General features: G+C 72.2%; 20 protein-coding genes and 1 pseudogene. 12 read left to right on the top strand and 9 right to left on the bottom strand.

Going from position 1 to position 19,820, the window contains the following annotated elements:
- Positions 1–41 precede the first annotated feature (41 nt).
- From murI to rdgB, 4 genes are read left to right on the top strand one after another with little or no spacing between them, the layout of a single operon-like run.
- Positions 42–872: a glutamate racemase gene (gene murI, locus CC117_RS21310; protein WP_071086857.1), complete on the top strand. Its 831-nt coding sequence runs from the start codon at positions 42–44 to the stop codon at positions 870–872.
- Positions 869–1,615 carry an MBL fold metallo-hydrolase gene (locus CC117_RS21315; protein ID WP_071086859.1) on the top strand — a complete coding sequence of 249 codons (747 nt, stop codon included), beginning with the start codon at positions 869–871 and terminating at the stop codon, positions 1,613–1,615. Before murI ends, CC117_RS21315 begins: the two co-directional genes overlap by 4 nt.
- Before the next feature lie 59 nt (positions 1,616–1,674).
- Entirely contained in the window at positions 1,675–2,445 is a 771-nt protein-coding gene (rph, locus tag CC117_RS21320; RefSeq protein WP_071086861.1) for a ribonuclease PH, read from the top strand.
- A complete protein-coding gene (rdgB, locus tag CC117_RS21325; protein WP_071086863.1) occupies positions 2,442–3,107 on the top strand; it encodes an RdgB/HAM1 family non-canonical purine NTP pyrophosphatase in 666 nt (221 codons plus the stop codon). The genes rph and rdgB overlap by 4 nt, the downstream gene beginning before the upstream one ends.
- A 70-nt stretch (positions 3,108–3,177) precedes the next feature.
- Here rdgB and CC117_RS21330 read toward each other — a convergent pair whose 3' ends face one another.
- From CC117_RS21330 to CC117_RS21360, 7 genes are all read right to left on the bottom strand, one after another.
- Positions 3,178–4,125: a PLP-dependent cysteine synthase family protein gene (locus CC117_RS21330; RefSeq protein WP_071086865.1), complete on the bottom strand. Its 948-nt coding sequence runs from the start codon at positions 4,123–4,125 to the stop codon at positions 3,178–3,180.
- 22 nt (positions 4,126–4,147) lie between these two features.
- Positions 4,148–4,453: a MoaD/ThiS family protein gene (locus tag CC117_RS21335; RefSeq protein ID WP_071086866.1), complete on the bottom strand. Its 306-nt coding sequence runs from the start codon at positions 4,451–4,453 to the stop codon at positions 4,148–4,150.
- Positions 4,454–4,635: 182 nt separating this feature from the next.
- Positions 4,636–5,040 (bottom strand): Mov34/MPN/PAD-1 family protein, encoded by a 405-nt coding sequence (locus tag CC117_RS21340; RefSeq protein ID WP_071086868.1) that lies wholly within the window; start codon positions 5,038–5,040, stop codon positions 4,636–4,638.
- 168 nt (positions 5,041–5,208) lie between these two features.
- On the bottom strand, positions 5,209–5,769 hold the full coding sequence (locus CC117_RS21345) for a DUF2017 domain-containing protein (protein ID WP_071086931.1): 561 nt from the start codon (positions 5,767–5,769) through the stop codon (positions 5,209–5,211).
- Between the two features lie 343 nt (positions 5,770–6,112).
- Positions 6,113–6,403, bottom strand: coding sequence for an ATP-dependent Clp protease adapter ClpS (clpS, locus tag CC117_RS21350; protein WP_071086870.1), 291 nt, complete (start codon positions 6,401–6,403; stop codon positions 6,113–6,115).
- Positions 6,404–6,538: 135 nt separating this feature from the next.
- Entirely contained in the window at positions 6,539–7,204 is a 666-nt protein-coding gene (locus CC117_RS21355) for an NUDIX hydrolase (protein ID WP_407673567.1), read from the bottom strand.
- Between the two features lie 174 nt (positions 7,205–7,378).
- Positions 7,379–8,749 carry a nicotinate phosphoribosyltransferase gene (locus CC117_RS21360; RefSeq protein WP_241830301.1) on the bottom strand — a complete coding sequence of 457 codons (1,371 nt, stop codon included), beginning with the start codon at positions 8,747–8,749 and terminating at the stop codon, positions 7,379–7,381.
- A 422-nt stretch (positions 8,750–9,171) separates the two neighbouring features.
- On the opposite strand from CC117_RS21360, the gene CC117_RS21365 reads away from it, so the two are divergent.
- The 8 genes from CC117_RS21365 (at position 9,172) to CC117_RS21400 (ending at position 17,542) form a co-directional block, all read left to right on the top strand.
- Complete coding sequence (locus CC117_RS21365) at positions 9,172–9,366, top strand: hypothetical protein (protein WP_071086875.1); 195 nt, start codon at positions 9,172–9,174, stop codon at positions 9,364–9,366.
- Positions 9,367–9,640: 274 nt separating this feature from the next.
- Positions 9,641–11,113: a helix-turn-helix domain-containing protein gene (locus tag CC117_RS21370; protein ID WP_071086877.1), complete on the top strand. Its 1,473-nt coding sequence runs from the start codon at positions 9,641–9,643 to the stop codon at positions 11,111–11,113.
- Between the two features lie 10 nt (positions 11,114–11,123).
- Positions 11,124–12,113, top strand: coding sequence for an NAD-dependent epimerase/dehydratase family protein (locus CC117_RS21375; RefSeq protein ID WP_071086879.1), 990 nt, complete (start codon positions 11,124–11,126; stop codon positions 12,111–12,113).
- Between the two features lie 168 nt (positions 12,114–12,281).
- Positions 12,282–12,713: a hypothetical protein gene (locus CC117_RS21380; protein WP_071086881.1), complete on the top strand. Its 432-nt coding sequence runs from the start codon at positions 12,282–12,284 to the stop codon at positions 12,711–12,713.
- Between the two features lie 364 nt (positions 12,714–13,077).
- Entirely contained in the window at positions 13,078–13,539 is a 462-nt protein-coding gene (locus CC117_RS21385; protein WP_071086883.1) for a transporter, read from the top strand.
- Between the two features lie 87 nt (positions 13,540–13,626).
- Positions 13,627–15,852: an ABC transporter permease gene (locus CC117_RS21390; protein WP_071086885.1), complete on the top strand. Its 2,226-nt coding sequence runs from the start codon at positions 13,627–13,629 to the stop codon at positions 15,850–15,852.
- On the top strand, positions 15,852–16,709 hold the full coding sequence (locus CC117_RS21395) for an ABC transporter ATP-binding protein (RefSeq protein ID WP_071086887.1): 858 nt from the start codon (positions 15,852–15,854) through the stop codon (positions 16,707–16,709). The genes CC117_RS21390 and CC117_RS21395 overlap by 1 nt, the downstream gene beginning before the upstream one ends.
- A 23-nt stretch (positions 16,710–16,732) precedes the next feature.
- The gene (locus CC117_RS21400) at positions 16,733–17,542 is read left to right on the top strand and encodes an ABC transporter ATP-binding protein (protein WP_084132513.1); all 810 of its coding nucleotides are present in this window, start codon (positions 16,733–16,735) and stop codon (positions 17,540–17,542) included.
- Positions 17,543–17,674: 132 nt separating this feature from the next.
- Here CC117_RS21400 and CC117_RS21405 read toward each other — a convergent pair whose 3' ends face one another.
- Both CC117_RS21405 and CC117_RS21410 read right to left on the bottom strand, forming a co-directional pair.
- Positions 17,675–19,018: an ABC transporter substrate-binding protein gene (locus CC117_RS21405; protein ID WP_071086936.1), complete on the bottom strand. Its 1,344-nt coding sequence runs from the start codon at positions 19,016–19,018 to the stop codon at positions 17,675–17,677.
- Positions 19,019–19,145: 127 nt separating this feature from the next.
- Positions 19,146–19,820: pseudogene (locus CC117_RS21410) on the bottom strand (hypothetical protein); the annotation flags it as partial.

Raw genomic sequence — 19,820 nt, forward strand, 5'->3', positions numbered from 1 at the left:
CACAGGGTGAGCGCCGGGTTTCCGGCTTAGTCTCATCGCTCATGAGTGGCGCGCCCATCGGGGTGTTCGACAGTGGAGTCGGTGGTCTCACCGTTGCGCGCGCGATCCTGGACCAGCTACCAGGAGAGCCACTGCTCTATATCGGCGACACCGCGAACGCCCCGTACGGCCCGCGGCCGATCGCCGAGGTCCGCCGGCACGCCCTGGCCGCGCTGGACCATCTCGTCGCCGCGGGCGTGAAACTTCTGGTCATCGCGTGCAACTCCGCGAGCGCGGCATGCCTTCGCGACGCCCGGGAACGCTACGACGTACCGGTGGTCGAGGTCATTGTGCCCGCGACCCGCCGTGCCGTAGCCGCAACACGGAGTGGCCGGGTGGGAGTTATCGGAACCGTCGCCACCATCACCAGCCGGGCTTACGAGGACGCCTTCGCCGCCGCCTCGGGCACCGAGCTGGTAAGCGTGGCATGCCCGGCTTTCGTCGACTTCGTCGAGCGCGGCATCACGTCCGGGCGGCAGTTGCTGGGACTGACCGAGGCGTATCTCGCGCCGCTGCAGGAAGCCGATGTGGACACAGTGATTCTTGGATGCACCCACTATCCTCTGCTGACCGGTGTGATTGGTCTCGTCATGGGCGAGGGGGTCACACTCGTGAGCAGCGCGGAGGAGACGGCAAAGGACACCTACCGGGTCCTCGCCCGCGACGGGCTGTTCCGCGACCCCGCCCTGCCACCACCGGTCCACCGGTTCCTGACGACGGGCGACCCGGGCGTGTTCGCCCGGGTGGGCCGCCGGTTCCTCGGCCCGGAGATCACCGCGGTCGGCCTCGCCGCCATGCCCGCGCCCCGCCAGGCGGAGGTGGCAGCACGATGAAGCTCACGATCCTCGGCTGTTCGGGCACCTACCCGGGGCCCACGTCCGCCTGTTCGTCCTACCTGATCGAGGACGAGGGCTTCCGGCTCGTGCTGGACGCCGGCAACGGCTCCGTCGGCGAGCTGCAGCACCACTGCGACATCCGCGACGTCGACGCCGTCCTGCTCAGCCACCTGCACGGTGACCACTGCCTCGACCTGGTCGCCACGTCCTACGCGCGGCGCTACCACCCCGAGGGGATGCCGCCGAAGCTGCCGGTCTACGGACCGATCAACACCCAGGAGCGGCTGTGCGGCGCCTTCGAGCGCTGGCCGGAGGACTCCCTCGCCGACATCTACGACTTCCGCACGATCGGGCCAGGGCGCCTGCACATCGGCCCGTTCCGCATCGACCTCGCGCGGGTCGCCCATCCGATCGAGGCGTACGGGGTGCGGGTCACCGCCGGCGGCCGCACGCTGACCTACTCCGGCGACACCGGCGTGTGCGACCGGCTCGTCCGGCTGGCGCAGGGCAGCGACCTCTTCCTGTGCGAGGCCTCCTTCCTGGACGGTGAGGACAACCCGCCGGATCTGCACCTGACTGGCAAGGACGCCGGTGAGCACGCGACCCGCGCGGACGTCGGCCGCCTCGTCCTCACACACCTGGTGCCGTGGGGCAACGTGGAGCGCACGCACGGCGAGGCCCGGGACGCCTTCGACGGCGATCTCAGCCTTGCGAGCACCGGCGCGATCTACGAGGTCTGAACCCGCGCGGTGCCGGTCGCCCGCACGACTGTCGCACCCCGCCGATAGGGTCTCCTCCCGTGATCCGAGTCGATGGCAGGAAGACCGACGAGCTCCGCGAGATCACGATCGAACGGGGCTGGCAGGAGCACGCGGAGGGGTCTGCGTTGATCTCCGCCGGGCTCACCAGGGTGCTGTGCGCAGCCTCCGTCACAGAGAGCGTCCCGCGGTGGCGCAAGGGCAGCGGGCTCGGCTGGGTGACGGCCGAGTACTCGATGCTGCCCAGGGCGACGCACACCCGCAACGACCGCGAGTCGGTCCGCGGGCGCATCGGCGGCCGCACGCACGAGATCTCCCGCCTGATCGGGCGGAGCCTGCGGGCCGCGATCGACCTGAAGGCGCTCGGCGAGAACACCATCGCCATCGACTGTGACGTGCTGCTCGCCGACGGCGGCACCCGCACCGCCGCCATCACCGGCGCCTACGTCGCGCTGGCGGATGCCTGCCGGTGGCTCGGCCGGCCCGGAGCGATCGTCAGCAGCGTGTGCGCGGTCAGCGTCGGGATCGTCAAGGGCGTCCCGATGCTCGACCTCGCCTACACCGAGGACTCGACGGCCGACACCGACATGAACGTCATCTGCACCGGCACGGGCGGCTTCGTCGAGGTCCAGGGAACGGCGGAGGGGGCCCCGTTCGACCGGGCCGCACTCGACCAGCTTCTCGATCTCGCGGTCGGCGGGTGCGCGCGGCTCACCGAGATTCAGAACGCGGCGCTGGCGCTCCCGGCGCCGGCCGGGCCGCCCACCCCTCAGCGCGCCGCCTCGGCGCCGAAATCGGCCGGCTCCCGGTGAACACCCCCGAGGGGCCGCGGCGGCCACGGCAGGTCGTCCTGGCCAGCCGCAACGAGGGGAAGCTGCGCGAGCTGCACCGCATCCTCGCCGCCACCGGCCTGGGAGTCGAGGTACTGCCGCTTCCTGACGGCCCGGAGGTCGCCGAGACCGGGTCCACCTTCGCCGAGAACGCACTGATCAAGGCCCGGGCGGCGGTCGCCGCGACGGGACTTGCCGCCATCGCCGACGACTCGGGCCTCACCGTGGACGAGCTCGCCGGCATGCCCGGCGTGCGCTCGGCCCGCTGGGCCGGCGCCCGGGGCGGAAGCCGGGCCGAGCGGGACGCGGCGAACAACACCCTGCTGCTCGCCCAGCTCGACGATGTCGAACCGCCGCGCCGTGGCGCGGCCTTCGTCTGCGCCGCGGCGCTGGTCACCCCGGAGGGGACCGAGCATGTCGTCCACGGCTCGCTGCGTGGGCGGCTGCTCGCCGAGGGGCAGGGCAGCGGCGGGTTCGGTTACGACCCGCTGTTCGTCGCCGATGGCGAGACCAGGACGAACGCCGAGCTGACCGCCGAGGAGAAGGACCGGATCAGCCACCGGGGCAAGGCTCTGCGCGACCTCGCCGCCTTCATCGCCACCCTGCCGCCGGCGACTGCGCCCCCGGCGTCCGCCTCCGGCTGAGCCCACCCGACGAGCCGCGGCTACGCGGCCGCCGTGCCGCCGCCAGCCGCCGTGCCGCCGTCAAGCGCCGTCAGGCCCACAGCTGGCCTTCCAGCGCCGCCTCGGCCTCGGCGAGGGTGCCCGCGTAGGCACCGGTCGACAGGTACTTCCACCCACCGTCGCAGACGATGAGCGCGATGTCGGCCCGCCGACCGTCTCGCACCGCCCGCTCGGCCTGGCCCAGCGCGGCATGCAGGATCGCGCCGGTCGAGATCCCCGCGAAGATGCCCTCCTGCTGCACCAGCTCCCGGGTGCGGCGCAGGGCTTCCCGCGGGCCGACCGAGTACCGCGAGGTCAGCACCGAGGGGTCGTAGAGCTCCGGGACGAACCCCTCGTCGATGTTGCGCAGCCCGTAGACGAGTTCGCCATAGCGGGGCTCCGCGGCCACGATCGAGATACCGGGTACATGCTCACGCAGGTACCGGCCGGTGCCCATCAGCGTGCCGGTGGTGCCCAGCCCGGCGACGAAATGGGTGATGGTCGGCAGATCCTCGAGAATCTCCGGGCCGGTCGTCTCGTAGTGGGCCTGCGCGTTCGCCGGATTGCCGTACTGGTACAGCATGACCCAGTCCGGGTTCTCGGCGGCGAGCCGCTTGGCCACAGCCACCGCCTCGTTCGAGCCTCCGGCGGCCGGCGAGGAGACGATCTCGGCCCCCCACATCTGGAGCAGCTGGCGACGCTCCACGGAGGTGTTCTCCGGCATCACGCAGATCAGCCGGTATCCCTTCTGGCTGCACACCATCGCCAGCGAGATACCGGTGTTGCCGGACGTCGGTTCCAGGATGGTCGCGCCCGGGGAGAGCAGGCCGCGCTTCTCCCCGTCCGCGATCATCCACAGGGCCGCTCTGTCCTTGATCGATCCGGTGGGATTGTCCTGCTCCAGCTTTGCCCAGAGCCGGACCTCCGCCGAGGGAGACAGCCTCGGCAGGCCGACCAGCGGGGTACGGCCTACCGAGTCCACCAGGGAGTCGTAACGCATGAGAAGGGACCTGCCGCCCTGATCAGAGAAGTGGGGTGTCCCCGGCGGAGCCACCGGCCACGGCGGGGAGAATTGTGACGTTGTCGCCGTCGCTCAGCTTGGCGTCGAGGCCGCCGAGGAAGCGGACGTCCTCGTCGTTGATGTAGATGTTGACGAAGCGGTGCAGCTCACCTTCGCCGTCGCTGGAGATCAGGCGGGAGCGCAGCCCGGCGTGGCGGGCGTCAAGATCCAGGAAGAGCGYGGCGAGCGTGTCGCCCGTGCCCTCGACCAGCTTGGCGCCTCCGGTGTAGCTGCGCAGGATCGTCGGCACACGGACCTGGACTGCCATGGTGCTCCTTCCTCGGTCGCCGACGGCGGGGCCGCCGTGGCGCGTCGCCCGGCGTGGGCGACGTGGATGCGTCTCTGCTTGCGGTCGGACAGCTGCGGCCGGGCTGGCCGGAGGCCATGCTGACAGCCCCCACCCCGCCATGCCCGGGTCGTGACGCCCCCTACAGCAACGTCACAGCGGGCTCAGACGATTTCCACCTGCTCCTCGGTAACCGCGCCGTCGACGATGCGGAAGGACCGGAACTCGGTGGTCTCGGGGTCGCGGGTGGAGGCGAGYACGTAGTGCGCGTCCGGGATGCTGGCCTGGGAGACATCCGTCCGCGACGGGTACGCCTCGGTCGCCGTGTGCGAATGGTAGATCACGACGGGCTCCTCGTCGCGGTCGTCCATCTCGAGGAAGACCCGGAGCTTCTCGGCGTCGTCGAAGCGGTAGTAGGTGGGCGACCGCTCCGCGTTGAGCATCGGGACGAACCGCTCCGGCCGGTCCGACCCGATGGGACCGGCGATGAGCCCGCACGCCTCGTCGGGATGGTCACGGCGGGCGTGGGCGACGATCGCCTCGTAGTGGGTTCGGTCGATGCGCAGCACGCGACAACCGTACGACGCGGACGGGCCGGATCGGGCGTCCATGCGGACACATCCCCCGCCTCGGCCTGCCCGCGGCAGGCCGCAGCACTCGCGCGGCCCCCGGGCGGCGCCCCACTTCAGGACCGGGCAGCCCCCTGGGACGGGATCACAGCAAGGTCACAGCACCGGTCAGAGCATGGTCCGGGTCAGCTCGTCGAGCAGCTCGGTCAGAAAGTTGTAGACAGCGGCGACCGGGGCGCGCGGGTCGTCCGGAACCAGCCGGTCGAGCTCCTCGGTCGACTCGTCGTCGGTGAGCCCGAGCCGAGTCCCGAGCACGAGACGCAGGTCGTTGAGGACAGTCAGCCAGTCCTGGGCGGACTCGTCGTCGAGCACCAGGACTGTCCCGGGGGCGGGAACGGCGGCCAGCACCCGCCGGGCCGCGTCGCGGCGACGGGCCAGCGCGTCGTCCGTCCGGCGGCGGCGGTAGTCGCCGGAGGCCATCGGATCGTCCGGATAGGGGTCGGGGAGCAGCCGGGCCACCGCCGGGTCCTCCGGCGGCGGCGGGGCGGTGTCCCGCAGACCGACGAGCGCCTCCAGCGGATCGTCGACCGGGGGCGGCTGCAGCAGCCCCTCCACCTGCTCCAGCAGCTCGGTGAGCAGTGTCGACTCGAGCTGGGGAAGCCGCAGCTCGATGCCGGCGCTGGTTCGCCGGAACCCGTTCACACGCCTCCGCCCCAGGGTTGTCGTCATCTGCCAGGCCATGATCCGCCGGCGCCAGGCCGCCAGCCGCCGGCGGGCACCCGCGGGCGGGCCCGACGGTACCGGCAGCCAGCCTACGACCCGCAGCCACCGGCTGGTCACGCCGATCATCCGAAGCCCGCGCCGCACCCACGGAAGGGGACCACGCGGACGCCACCGGCGGGCCCCGGAAGCGGGGCCGCCGCCCGTGCCGAGAACGGGCCCCCGGCCGCTCCCCGGGCCGCCGTCGGACCCGCCCGAGTCGCCTTCAGGCCCGTCTGAGACGCCGTCGGACCCGCCGTCGCGGGCGGCGCCGGAACGGCCCGGCCCGCCCGCCCGGCCGCGGCCCGGGCGGTCAGTCCTGCGCGATGGTGGCCCAGAGCCCATAGGTGTGCAGCCGCTCCGCGGCCGCCTCCATCTCCTCGCGGGTGCCGGATGTGACGGTGGCACGGCCCTTGTGGTGGACGTCGAGCATGAGCTTGGTCGCCTTCGTCTCGCTGTAGCCGAACAGCTTGCGGAAGACATACGTCACATACGACATGAGGTTGATCGGGTCGTTCCAGACGATGGTGACCCAGAGGCGGTCTTCCTCGGGGACGTCCTCGACATCCTCGACCTCGACCGGCGACACGGCGGTGACGGACACGGGGTCTATTGTTACCCCTCCCCTTCACCAACTCGCGACGGCAGCCCTGCTGTCGCACACGGTAACCACACCGCTCCCCGGTCTGCCGCGCGGTGGCTGGACGGCCGGCACCGAAGGCCGGATTCGGGTGGGCGGTCAGACAGTACGGCGCAGCAGCGGAGGGTACAGCGCGGTCGCCGCGCCGCGCCGGTAGAGCTCGGCCGGGCGCCCGCCTCCCCGCGGGGAGGCCCGCTGGCCGACAGCGACGACGAAGCCGGGGGTGGAGAGGACCTTGCGCCGGAAGTTCGGCGGATCGAGCGCGACGCCCCAGGCGGCCTCGTATACCCGGCGCAGGTCCGCAAGGGTGAACGGCTCCTCGCAGAAGGCGGCAGCCAGCGGCGTGTACTCCAGTTTGCTCCGCGCCCGCTCGACCCCGTCGACGACGATCTGGGGATGGTCGAACGCCAGGGTCGGGCCGTCCGCGGAGTCGAGGTCGCCGACGGGCCACCAGCGGGCCCGCGGGCCGTCCCGCCCGGTCGTCGGCTGGGGCAGGTTCGGGAGCAGCGCCAGGTAGGCGACGCTGACGACCCGGCCTCGCGGGTCGCGCTGCGGGCAGCCGTAGGTCCGCAGCTGCTCCAGGTGCCCGGCGGTGGTGACCCCGGTCTCCTCGGCGAGCTGCCGCAGGGCCGAGGTGTCGAGATCCTCGTCCGGGCCGACGAAACCACCGGGCAGCGCCCAGGATCCACGGAACGGCTCGCCGGCCCGCTGGATGACGAGGACGCACAGCCGGCCCGCGCGAAGGGTGAGGAGCACGATGTCCACGCTCACGGCGACCGCCGGGATCCGGGCCCGGTCCGCACCGGGACCGGCTGACCGGTCCGGGGCGCCCGCCGCTCCGGACCCCCCGGACGCGACGTTCGTCGGCGGAACCCGGGCCACCGGTCAAGTCTGGCGGGGTCTGCCGGCACCTGTGCCGGCACCCCCGCCCACGCGCGGTCAGGCGGACGTCCGCATGCCTTCCCCTGCGAAGACAACCGGCAGGCATGGACGGCCGAAGGCCACGTCACGGGCACCCGCCGGCAGCGACTCCAACGCCGACCGGTGGTGTGCCCTGGCCCGGGCGACACCCGCGGCGCCGACGAGTGCCCCGTCCACCAGCTCACCCGAGCGCACCAGAGGTACAAGGAGAGAACGGTCCGCCCCCCTCGCGGCCGGCACCGGAGACGGGACCGAGGCCGGGGACGGCGCCGATCCGTCAGCCAGCGGGCGGCTCATGACCAGATCGGCCACCGCCGTCCCGTCCGGGCCGAGACGGCGCAGGACGTCCTTGCGGCCGCCGCGGGTCGCCTTGCCGATCGAGGCCTTGGCAACGGGATGGCCGTCGACCTCGACCAGCTTGTAGACGAAGCCGGCGGTGGGGGCGCCCGCACCGGTCACCAGCCTGGTACCGACGCCGTAGCTGTCGACCGGTGCGGCGGCCAGCCGGGCGATCGCGTGCTCGTCGAGGTCTCCGGTGACGACGATCCGGGTCGCCGCCGCGCCGAGCTCGTCAAGCTGGGCGCGCGCCGCCCGGGCGACCGTGACCGGGTCGCCGCTGTCGAGGCGGATGGCGCCGAGTTCCCCGGCACCGGCCGCGGCGACGGCGTTCGCGATGCCGGCGTGGACGTCATAGGTGTCGACCAGCAGGGTGGTGTCGGCACCGAGGGCCGCCACCTGTGCGGCGAAGGCCTCCGCCTCGCTGTCGTGGGCGAGCGTGAAGGCGTGCGCGCTGGTGCCCACGCTGGGCACGCCGTAGTCGCGGGCCGCCTCCAGGTTGGAGGTGGCGGCGAAGCCGACGATGTAGGCGGCGCGGGCGGCGGCCACCGCAGCCTGCTCGTGGGTGCGACGCCCGCCCATCTCCAGACAGGGCCGCTCCCCCGCCGCGGCGATCATCCGGGCGCCGGCCGCGGCGATCGCACTGTCGTGGTTGAGCACCGAGAGCACCAGTGTCTCGAGCAGCACGCACTCCGCGAACGTGCCCTCCACCACCAGGACCGGAGTGTCCGGGAGGAAGGGCTCGCCTTCGGCGAAGCCGGTGATGTCACCGCGGAAGCGGTAGGAGGCGAGCCAGTCGGCGGTGTCCGCGTCGACGACGCCGTACGCCGTCAGGTGTTCGATCTCGGCGGCGCCGAAGCGGAAGTCCTCGATCGCGGCAAGCAGGCGGCCGGTCCCGGCGACGACGCCGTACCGGCGCCCGGCGGGCAGCGACCGGGTGAAGACCTCGAAGACCGCCCTGCGCCCGGCCGCGCCCGAGCGCAGGGCGGCACGCAGCATGGTCAGTTCGTAGTGGTCGGTCAGGAACGCCGTCGACCTCGGGACCGTGGACATCCGGACCAGGGTAGGGATGACAACGGCCCGGCGCACCACATCGGGCGAACCGGCGGCACGGCCCCCCTCACCTGCCGTCCGGACTGTGCCGAACCGTCCGTCCGGACTACCCGGGGCTACTCCATCCGGGCTGCCCCGACTGGTCCGGGGTGGCCCGCGCGGCGGGCCCGGCACCCCGCCGCGCCAGTGCGGGCCCCTGCATACCCCGCCGCACCCCTGGGTATGCCTGACAGCGGCCCGAAACACCCACCAGGTCGTGTGATTCACGACACATGCCCTGTTGACTCAGAGTAGCCATCATCGGCCGATCAGGGGCCCGTGAATCACAACAAGGACCTTCAGTCGGCCCGTTACGCGCGATCACGCGTGTACCCACTCAGTTACTGTCCCAAGAACCGCCCACCCATGAGATCGTCAGGGGCGTGGACCGTAGCTATGCCGGGGTTTTCCTGGTCGTCGTCGGTGGCGCACTGCTCGCCCTCCTCTGGGCCGGCCACCGCGCCGGGCGCGGCCTGGTCCGTGAGGTGTGGGGTCGGATGGGCCTGCTGCGCTGGGTCTTTGCGCTGATCGTCATCGTGGTCTTCCTTGACCTGGCGGACGGGGCCGCCAACCGGTGACCCTCGTCACGGCGGGCCGGAAGGCCTCAGATGCGGTCCGAATGGCCGAGACGTGCTCCCCCGGCGGGCCGCCCCAGACGCCCGCCACAGCGCCGGAACGTCGCACTGTGAGTTCACCCCGTCCCGCCGTCAATAACAGCAGGTATCGACGATGTCGCGGTCCGCTATAAATGACACATAATGCGCACAGCACGTTTTATGTGTGCCCGCCCTCAGATGCCTGACTCGTTATGCTCACTTSGCGTTACTCCGACGCCGGACGAGAGGACAGCGGGTGACTGGACAAACCTGGCTGTGGACCCCACCGCGGCCGACTCCAACAAGTGTTGGAATCGGGTCGCTGCTACGGGCGTACCGGCAGGCCCATGGCCTGACCCAGCAGCAACTCGCCGATCTCCTCGGCTTCGACCAGTCCTATGTGTCGAAGGTCGAGAGCGGTCGGCGGGCGATCCACGACATCTCCACGCTGCGCCACATCGCACGCAACCTCGGGCTGTCGCCCGAGGACGTCGGACTCGCCCCCGGTGGTCTGGCTGACCGCCGCCGTGAGCCACCGCGCGGCTCGGCGGTGGAGAAGGTCGCCGGCAGCCAGCGTGCCTGGCGGCTGACCCGGGACCACCTGAACCACCACCGGATCAGCCTGGCCCGTGCGGCCGCGCGGCTGTACCCGGAGACCTACCGTCTGGGCAACGGCCTGCTCGCCCGGCCCGGCTGGGTGTGGGACACCCCCGTCGACATCAACGACATCGGCCTGCGGTGGGAGGAGTCGGCCGCCGAGGCGGCGATCAGCGGCAGCGAGCCCGAGGCCGACGCCACCCGCCCGCTCGTCGGCGACGGCGGCGCGCAGTCCCGCTACCAGCGCTACACCCGCGCCATGCGCGACCTCGACCGGCCCACCCTGTTCGAGAACCGGCTCAGCTTCCGGCTGCTCGACGTCGCCGAGGCGGAGGGCGCCGCCCCCACCCTCACCTTCGGCCACACCACCTACTTCGACGCCGTCGACGTCTGCGAGACCGTGGCGCACGAGACCGCGGCGGCGATGATGGGCGGCGAGCTCGCCTGGCCCGCGCTGCCGTTCCGGCGCCGCATCGGTGACCCGTTCGACCTGGCTGGCCGGGTGGCGCTGCCGTCCATCAACACCCTGACCATCCGCCTCGACCGGGGCAGCGCGAGTTTCGTGCTGCACCGTCGCAGCGCGGGCTCGGTCGCCACCGCCGGCGGGGTCTACCACGTGCTGCCCGCCGGGGTGTTCCAGCCGTCCGGCATCACGCCGTTCCACCACGACGCCGACTTCGACCTGTGGCGCAACGTGATGCGCGAGCTGAGCGAGGAACTGCTCGGCAACGCCGAGCACGACGGCAGCTCGTCGCGGCCGATCGACTACGACACCGACGAGCCGTTCCGCTCCTTCGAGCAGGCCCGGCGCGCCGGCACGCTGCGGGTCTTCTGCTTCGGGATGGGCCTGGACGCCCTGACCCTGTTCGGTGAGATCCTCACCGTGCTGGTCGTGGAGGCCGACACGTTCGACTCGCTGTTCGCGGACATGGTCCGCACGAACGCCGAGGGGTCGGTCGTGTCGACCGGCCCGGGCCGCCAGGCCCACGAGGGGATCCCGTTCACCCAGGCCTCGCTGCGCCGACTGGTCGACACCGAGCCGCTGGCTCCGTCGGCCGCCGCCTGCCTGGAGCTCGCCTGGCGCCACCGGGAGACCCTCCTGCCGGGCCTGCGCATGCGGGCAGCGGTCTGATCAGATTCCTGTGCGCATCCTCGTCACCGGCGCCTCCGGGTTCGTCGGCGGTGTCACCGCTGACCTGCTCTCAGCCGCCGGACACCAGGTGACCGCCCTCGTCCGGGACGCCTCGGCGCGAGTGAGACTGTCGCGGATGGTCGAGGTGGTCCAGGCGGACCTCCTCGACCCGCGGCAGCTCGCCGCGGCCGGTGTCAGCCGCGGGTTCGACGGGGTGTGCCATCTGGCCGCGTTGACCCGGGTGCGGGAATCCCGCGAGACACCGCTGCGGTACTACGCCGCGAACGTCACCGGAACCATCAACCTGCTGGCCGCCCTCGACGCGGGCACCCGGGCAACCGGGGTCGCCCCGCGGTTCGTCTTCGGCTCGAGCTGCGCCGTCTACGGGGACACCGGCACCTCGCCGATCCCGGAGACCCGCACCCCGCAGCCGACCAGTCCCTACGGTGCCTCGAAGCTCGCCGCCGAACAGGCGGTGGCCTACCAGGCCTCGACCGGCCGCCTCGGCGCGGTCGTGCTCCGCTCGTTCAACGTGGCCGGCGCCGTCGGCTCGCACACCGACCGCGACAGCAGCCGGATCATCCCGGCGGCGCTCGGGGTGGCCTCCGGCCGCCGCGACGCCTTCCGGGTGAACGGCGACGGCGCGTCGATCCGCGAGTACGTGCACGTGGTCGACATGGCCCGGGCCTATCTGACGGCGCTGCGGGCCACCGTGCCCGGCCGCTGCGCGGTCTACAACGTCGGATCCGGCGTCGGAGTGAGCGTGTCCGACGTTCTGACGACCGTGGAAAGCGTGACCGGGCGCGACCTGCCCCGGGTGACGCTGCCGGCGGTGCCCGAGCCGCGGGCGCTGATCGCCGACAGCCGGCGGATCCGCGCCGACCTGGGCTGGAACTCGCCGTCCTCGACAATCGAGAAGATCGTCGAGGACGCCTGGCGGTCGACGGCCGTGCTCGAAGCGGTCGCGGCGGGCCGCAGCGACGTCCCGATCGTGTCCTGACACACCCGTCACACCCGTGGAAACGCCGACCCGACCGAATTCCGGCGCGGGTTTCGCCGGTATGCCCGATCGGCTCCGGGCCGGCGTGACACGATGAACCGACCGAAGCTGATCAGCGGGAGCACGCTGCCAGGTGGCCGCGTCCTCCCCCCGGGGAGAGGGGAGCAGGTGGGCCGTCCTTTCCACGTCTACGACTACGAGGGCGAACACCTCGGGTCGTTCCCGAGCTGGGATCGCGCCCATGAGTGGGCGCACCTGCAGGCCGTGCTGCACGGCGTGCCGACCCCGCTGGAGGTGGAGGACCGCGCCACCGCGGGCCGGCGCCGAGTGTGGGCCGAGCGCTGCGAACCGGTCGTCCCCGCCCCCCGCACGGCCCCGGTTGACGCCGGCCGGGCCGGTGGCGACCCGGTGTCCGGCGACCCGCCGTACGGCGACCCGCTCGCCGACGGGCTCTGCGCCGCAGTCTCCGCGCCGGTGTTCGCGCCGCCGCGCCCCCGGCAGCCCAGCGAGCTGGACGAGCCCGGGCAGGTCGACGAGTTCCAGGCGGTGGGCGGGCTCACCGGAAGCGGCCTGGCAGAGGCGGGGCGCGCCGAGGCCTGAGCACAGGTCACCACCACCTTCCGGTGGTCTTCACCAACGATGGTTGGTAAATCGTCATCAGACAGAAAAAATCTGTCCAACGGACGGTGACCGGTTGCCGACACGTACCTGAGATGACACGCCCCGAAAGTCGTTTGAAAGCAGGTCATATCCTCCCAGGGAGGCATCCGGACGGATGTCCTGTTCCCGGCAACGCCCTGCCGGGAACAGCCCTCGCGGCAACCTGACACTCCACCTGGTGAGCTCCGCACACTAATCTGGCGGCTGTCGTCGGGGATCCGTTGCACGGCGGGGCACGCTCGACGTGCCCCGTGGCGCATCGCGGCGATGGGCACAGCCGACACGCTCCTTGGGGGAGACGAAAGTGGACGAGCAGACCGCTGCCGCCGCCGGAGCGCGACCTACGTCGCGCCTCGTCGTCGATGTCGTGCGAGCGCTGCGGGGGTGGGTCGTCGCGGCAGCAGGCGGAGTCCTTCTCCTCGGCTGCTACCTGGGTGTCTCCAAGGAGACCGAGGTCGCCTACCAGCTGCCCTACGTGGTGTCGGGTGGCTTCGGCGGCCTGGCGCTGGTCCTCGTGGGCAGCGCCCTGCTGGTCGCCGACCGGGTGGATGCCACCCAGGCGACCCAGAGCCGGCTCGCAAGCCAGATGGACGACCTGCACACCCTGATCATCGCCGCGGCAGCCAGCGGTGCTGCCGACGCGGACCGCGCGGGTGCTCCGAACCCCCAGGCCGTTCCGGGCCACGGGGGGCCGGGCCACGGCGTGCAGGGTCACTCGGTCACGGGGCAGGCCAACGCCGCCGCCGTGTCCGGCCAGCGGTTCTGAGCGGGTCCGGCAGACCGATGGGCACCGTCGACAGGGGCGCGGGCCCGTTGACCGACCCGTTCCCGCGACCATCCGCGGAGTGACCGGATGACCAGTATCGATCTTGCGCTGACCGGTATCTCCCTCGGCGCGATAGCCGCTCTGTCCGGCATTGGTGTGCTGGTCACCTACCGGACCAACGGCGTTCTGAACTTCGCCCAGGGCGGCATCGCCACCCTGGTCGCCTATGTCTTCCGCGAGATGGTCGTCGAGTGGGGGCTGCCGATCTGGCTGGCCGCGGTCATCGCGCTCGCGGTGCTCTCCCCCGGCATCGGCCTTCTGCTGGAACGCCTCGTCTTCCGCCCGCTCGCCCGGCGGCGCGCCTCAGCTGCCGAATCGCTGGTCGCGAGCCTCGGCGTCCTGGTGCTGACCCTCGGCATGACCGCTGGCATCTGGGGCCTGGGCAGCCGGACCGACGCGCCGAGCATCTTCCCGCGGGAGTCCGTCACCCTCCTCGGTGACACCCGGGTGGGGGTGGACGCCCTCGCCGAACTCGCCCTGGTCGTCGTCTTCTGCGTGGTCCTCGGCCTGCTGGCAGCGAAGACCCGGTTCGGCCGCCAGGTCCGCGCCGTGGTCGACGACCGGCAGCTCGCCGAGCTCTCCGGAGTGCCCGCCGACAAGGTGGCCGCGGCCGGTTGGGCGCTCGGCACCACGTTGGCCGGGCTCACCGGCATCCTGCTGGCGCCGCAGTTCCGGCTCAACCCGTACGGGCTCACGCTGCTCGTCCTGGAGACGTTCGCGGTCGTCGTCGCCGCCCGGCTGGCGAGCCTGCCGGTCGCCGTGCTGACCGCGCTCGGGATCGCCATCGCGCAGAGCGAGCTCAAGCAGTTCACCTTCGACGGCGATCTCGGGACGATCTTCACCGTCCTGCAGTCGAACCTGTTCATCGTCGCGCTGCTGGTGCTGCTCCTCGTCGTGCCCAGGCTGCGGGAGCTCGGCAACGGCGACTCGGGCGCCACCGGGAGCTTCTCCAGCCGCGGCGCGCCCCCGTCCGGCCCGATCAGCCGGTATGAGGCCCGCCGGGACATCCTCGGGAAGCTGGGCGGGGCCGCGCTGCTGCTGGCGCCCCTGACCTTCGCCCCGGCCGACCTGCGCTCGGCGTTCATGGTCCCGGCGCTGGCCCTGGTCTTCCTGTCGCTGGTGATCCTGACCGGGTACAGCGGCCAGCTCTCCCTCGGCGTCGCCGGGTATGCCGGCCTGGGCGCACTGTTCACCCTGAAACTGGCCAACGGCGACTTCTTCGGGCTGCCCGAGATCCCCGGCATCTGGGCGATGTTCCTCGGCGCGTTGCTGGTGGCCCCGATCGGGCTGATCACCGGCTGGCCCGCGATCCGCCGGCGCGGCCTGACCCTGGCGCTGACGACCTTCGCCGTCGGTGCGGTCGTGAGCCGGTTCGTCTTCGAGCAGCCCGACTTCGCCTCCGGCCTGTACGTCGACCCGCTGACGCTGTTCGGCGCCGAGCTGAACGACAAGGCCTTCTACTTCTTCGAGCTGGTCTGCCTCGCCATCGGCCTGCTGGTCGTGCGCAACCTGCACCACGGCCGGCTCGGCCGGGCGCTGCTGGCGGTGCGCGACCACACCGAGGGCGCCGCGGCCGTGGGTGTGGACGTCCGCAACCTCAAGCTGCTGGCGTTCACGATCTCCTCGGTGGTGGCCGCTCTCGGCGGCGGGCTGATCACCTTCAGCGCGTCGTCGTTCGCCACCGACGACTTCGCACCGCTGCAGAGCCTGCTGTGGTTCACCGCGGTGATCGTCTTCGGCGCGGACAGCGCCGCCGGCGCCATCATCGCGGCGGGCTTCATCGTCGCCATCGACGTGCTCGCCCCGGCGGGCTCGTCGATCCTGGCCGTCGGCATCCTCGCGCTCGCGCTCGGCTGGATGCCGGGCGGCCTCATGTCCGCCGTCCGCGGCGGCATCGCGTGGGTCGCGCGGGTGCTGGCGGACGAGTTCGTCCCGTCGCCGCACACCGACCACGCCGCAGCCAGCCGGCTGACCGGAGCCGGCAGCGCGGCGAGCCCGGGCGGCGCGGGCCGCGCAGGTGGGGCCGGCGCGGCGGGCAGCGCCGTCCGCGTCGTGCTTCCCGCCGGGGCACCCGCCCCGACCGCGTTCGGGGAGGCACTGCTCACCGCGGTCGCGACCCACACCGCCCGCAGCGGCCTGGCCCTGGAGACGCTCCCCAGCATGCGGGCCGCGGCGGACGCCTCCGCCGACGGCCAGAACCGTGCCGGGCACCGCCAGCGCCTGCCCGGACTCCCGGTCGAGAGAGGTGTCTGATGAGCCGCAACGATCTGCGGGCACGTGACCTCGTCCGCCGCTACGGCGGGCTGACCGCCGTCGAGAACGTCAGCATGGACGTCCCGAGGGGCCAGATCACCGGCCTCATCGGCCCGAACGGCGCCGGGAAGTCGACACTGTTCAGTCTGCTCACCGGTGTGGAGCAGCCGGACGGTGGCAAGGTGCTGCTCGGCCAGCGCGACATCACCCGGATGAGTCCGGACGCCCGCTCCCGGCGCGGGCTGGTGCAGACCTTCCAGGTGCCGTCGTTGTTCCCCAGCCTCACCGTGGGCGACAACCTGCTGGTCGCCGCGGAGAACCGGCGCCGCGACTACGCCGGCGGGCTGCTCGGGCTGAAGGCACGCGGGCGCGCCAGTGCCCTGGCCGTCGTCGACGAGGTCCTCGACTCGCTGGAGCTGGCGGACATCCGCGGGGCCGTCGCCGGCACCCTGCCGACCGGTGCGCTGCGGCTCGTCGAGTTCGCCCGGGCCCTGTGCGCACGCCCCGACGTCCTGCTCCTGGACGAGCCCGCGAGCGGCCTGGACGCCGCCGAGACCGACAGGTTCTCGGCGCTGGTGCGCAGGATCGCCGACGACGGCGTGGCGATCCTGCTCGTCGACCACGACGTGGACCTCGTGTTCGCGGTCGTCGACCAGGTGTACGCGATGGTCGGCGGCCGGGTGGTGGCCGAAGGCGCCCCCGACGTGGTGCGCAACGACCCGACCGTGCGGTCGGTCTACCTGGCCCAGGGCCCGCTGGCCTCGAAGTCGACCAGCGCGCCGCCCCCGGGCGGTGTCTCGCCGCCGAACGGGGTTTCGCCACCGCTTCCCCAGCCTGCCTTTCCGGCCGCCCGATGAGCGGCCCGCCCCTGGAGAACCGGGTGACCTCGACCTCCGGCAACCACGCCGACAACAACACCGCGACGTACTCCGCCACCGATTCCGCCCCGCCCGCCGCCGACGGCAGCAGCGGTGCCGCCAGCACGGGTGACCTGCCCGCCGTCGAGCTGCTCCTGGACGGCGCCCGCGCGGGCTACCGCACCATCGAGGTCCTGCACGGGATCACGATGGCCATCCCGTCCGGGGCGGTCACGGCGCTGCTCGGCGCGAACGGCGCGGGCAAGAGCACCACCCTGCGCGTCCTCGCCGGCCTCATCCCGCTGCGCGGCGGCACGCTGAGCTGGCGCGGCGAGCAGATCACGAAGATGACCACGACGAACCGGGCGAAGCGCGGCCTGATGCTCGTCCCGGACGAGCGGGCCGTGTTCGCGACGCTGTCCGTCCGCGACAACCTGCAGGTCATCGCCGAGGCCAGCGGCCACCCGGACATCACCCCCGCCCTGGAGGCGTTTCCCCGGCTGCAGGAGCGTCTGAACCAGCGGGCCGGTTCCATGTCCGGCGGTGAGCGGCGGATGCTGGCTCTAGCCCGTGCCCTGCTCGCGCGCCCGTCGGTGCTCATGGTGGACGAGCTCTCGCTCGGGCTGTCGCCGAAGGTCGCCGGTGAGCTGTTCGCCTGGCTCGGGACGGTCGCCGACGCGGGCACCACGGTGATCCTCGCCGACCAGTACACCGAGGAGGCGCTCGCCCTGGCCGACATGGTGTACGTGCTGCACCGCGGCGAGATCACCTTCGCCGGCACCCCGGCGGAGCTCGGCGCCAGCGAGCTGCTGGCTGCCGGCGCGCACTCCTGACAGCACCGCGCCGGCAGCCCGACCGCGACCCGGACCAGACACCGGCAACGGCAACGGCAACACGAACGCCGCGTGGCCCTCGGGCCACGCGGCGTTCGCCGTTCTGCGCGCGTTACGCGCCGCTCCGGTCGCTCAGGCCGCCGGGTACGGAAGGTTCCGCACGGTGAAGCAGTTGGCGTTCATGTCGCCGCCCTCGGTGGCCCAACCGCCCCGGCCGCCGTTCGCGGTGTCCTGCCAGCGGGCCACGTTGAGGCAGTTCCGCAGCTCGGCCGGCGGCTGCTCGTCCTTCACGAAGTCGCGCGCGGTCAGCAGGCCGTGGCCGTCGTAGGGCTCGTCGCGGTTCATGTACTCCTCGACGCAGGTGCGGGTCAGGTCGGCCCCGCAGGACTCCATCGCGTCGGTCAGCCACTGCGCGGACGCGTAGCCCTCGAGCATCCACTGGTTCATCTTGGCGACTCGGTCCGGCTCGTGYGTCGCGATGGCGTCCCGGAACTCCTTGACCGCCGGGATCGACTCGTCGGAGAACGTCGCCGACTGGGTCGTCGCGTAGACACTGTTGCGGCACTTCGGCGAGTTGGCGTACAGCTGRCCGAGGGTGCTCGACATGCCCTGCGAGGTGGTGACCTTGGCCTGCAGGTTCAGGCCCTGCTGTTCCATGGCCGAGCAGAGCTGGYTGTTGCCGGTGTCCTCCATCGCGTCGAACACGATCTGGACCCCGCGGTTCTTCATGTTCTGCGCGGCCGCGGCCCAGTTCGGGGCGCTGAGGTTGATCTGCTCCTCAATGACCTGGTACCCCTCGGCACGCAGCCCGTCGGCGATCACCGTCGCGTACCGCTGCGACTGGGCGATGTTGTAGGAGACCACACCCGCGACCCGGGCGCCGAGCTTCTCCTTGAACCAGCGGTAGTTCTCGGTGCCGGCGTACAGCTGCCCGTCGAAGCCCGGCCGGCGGCCGTCGCGCGGGTAGTCGCTGCCGTAGATCGAGTACAGGTGCGGGTACTGGTCGTACTGCGTGGAGACCGGCTGGCCGCCGATGTCCGGCACGCCCTCCGAGTCGATGTACTGGGCACCGGCGTAGTCGAACGCCGTCACACCGGCCAGCGCGAAGACCTTCTCGTCGTCGACCAGCTGGTGGGCACAGGCGACGTTGTCGTCACCGGTGCTCTTGTCGTCGCAGGACACCAGGTTGACCGTGCGCCCGTTGACACCACCGCGGGCGTTGAGCGCCTTGAAGTAGGCGCTCGCCCCGTACAGGGACGCCGAGAACGTGTCCGGGCCCAGGCCACCGCTCATACCGACGATCGTGCCGACCTTGATCTCGGTCGGTGTCACGCCCGTGTCCGATGCGGTGTTGGTCGACGTGCCACCGGTCGGCGAACCGTTCGACGACTGATCTGAATCACCCGCGCGGCTGCCGCAGGCGACAAGCGCCAGAGACGACAGCACAACCCCGGCGACGAGCGCTCTCGCTCGCATGAACATGCACTCCTCTGATAGATCGATGACGCTCACACGCCACGAGCTCCGCGCGGGCTACGCCGGCCAGGCTACCGACGGTGAGGACGTCACCGCCGGCAGCGGGACTCTGCACCGGGCCACCAGCTCATCCGTTGCCGCGTACGAACAACCGCCGCCACCACGTCCGGCGAACCGCAGGTGTGACCGGGCTGCCAGCATCCTCCGCACTGCCGTCAGCCGCTGGCGGCTGACCGGCCTCCGGCTCCGCCGCCGCGGGTCCCGCAGCAGCCGGGGCCTCGGCCTCGGTCCGAACGACGTCGACCACCCGCCCGTTCCCCTGCTGGCCGCCGGCACCGGCATCGCCGTCATGAGGCGACGCCGGCACCTCCACCGGCCCGGAGGTCACGGGCCGGGGCGCGGCCGCGGCAGCCGTGCCCTGGGCCGCCGTGGCCGCGATCGCCGCGACCGTCTCGTCGATCGCCGCGATCATCTGACCGAGCGCGGCGACCGCGTCCACGTCCGCGAGACCGTCCCGCACCGGGCCGCTGTTCGCGGCCGCCGGCACGACCGGCGGGGACGCCGGCACCGCCACGGCGACCACCTCGACGTTCTCCGCACGGACCACCTCGGACGCCGGATCCGCGGCGTCCTCGTCATCCGTCACGTTGTCTCGACCCTCCGGATCCAGATGATCCTCGGGATCAACAGCCCGGGCGGAAGCGCCGACGACGGTCTCGTCAGCCACCTCCTGTCCGGGAACCGGAGCGACCGGTACGGCCTCATCCGGCGCGACCTCGGCCGCCACAGGCTCCGGCTCGAC

Origin of the sequence: Parafrankia colletiae, assembly GCF_001854655.1 — a bacterium.
Lineage (GTDB): Bacteria > Actinomycetota > Actinomycetes > Frankiales > Frankiaceae > Parafrankia > Parafrankia colletiae.

What these genes read in the sequence shown, in the direction of transcription:
- murI (WP_071086857.1), top strand. Translation starts at nt 42, where the DNA reads ATGAGTGGCGCGCCCATCGGGGTGTTCGACAGTGGAGTCGGTGGTCTC.
- CC117_RS21315 (WP_071086859.1), top strand. Translation starts at nt 869, where the DNA reads ATGAAGCTCACGATCCTCGGCTGTTCGGGCACCTACCCGGGGCCCACG.
- CC117_RS21330 (WP_071086865.1), bottom strand. Translation starts at nt 4,125, where the DNA reads ATGCGTTACGACTCCCTGGTGGACTCGGTAGGCCGTACCCCGCTGGTC.
- CC117_RS21345 (WP_071086931.1), bottom strand. Translation starts at nt 5,769, where the DNA reads ATGACGACAACCCTGGGGCGGAGGCGTGTGAACGGGTTCCGGCGAACC.
- CC117_RS21360 (WP_241830301.1), bottom strand. Translation starts at nt 8,749, where the DNA reads ATGTCCACGGTCCCGAGGTCGACGGCGTTCCTGACCGACCACTACGAA.
- CC117_RS21390 (WP_071086885.1), top strand. Translation starts at nt 13,627, where the DNA reads ATGACCAGTATCGATCTTGCGCTGACCGGTATCTCCCTCGGCGCGATA.
- CC117_RS21395 (WP_071086887.1), top strand. Translation starts at nt 15,852, where the DNA reads ATGAGCCGCAACGATCTGCGGGCACGTGACCTCGTCCGCCGCTACGGC.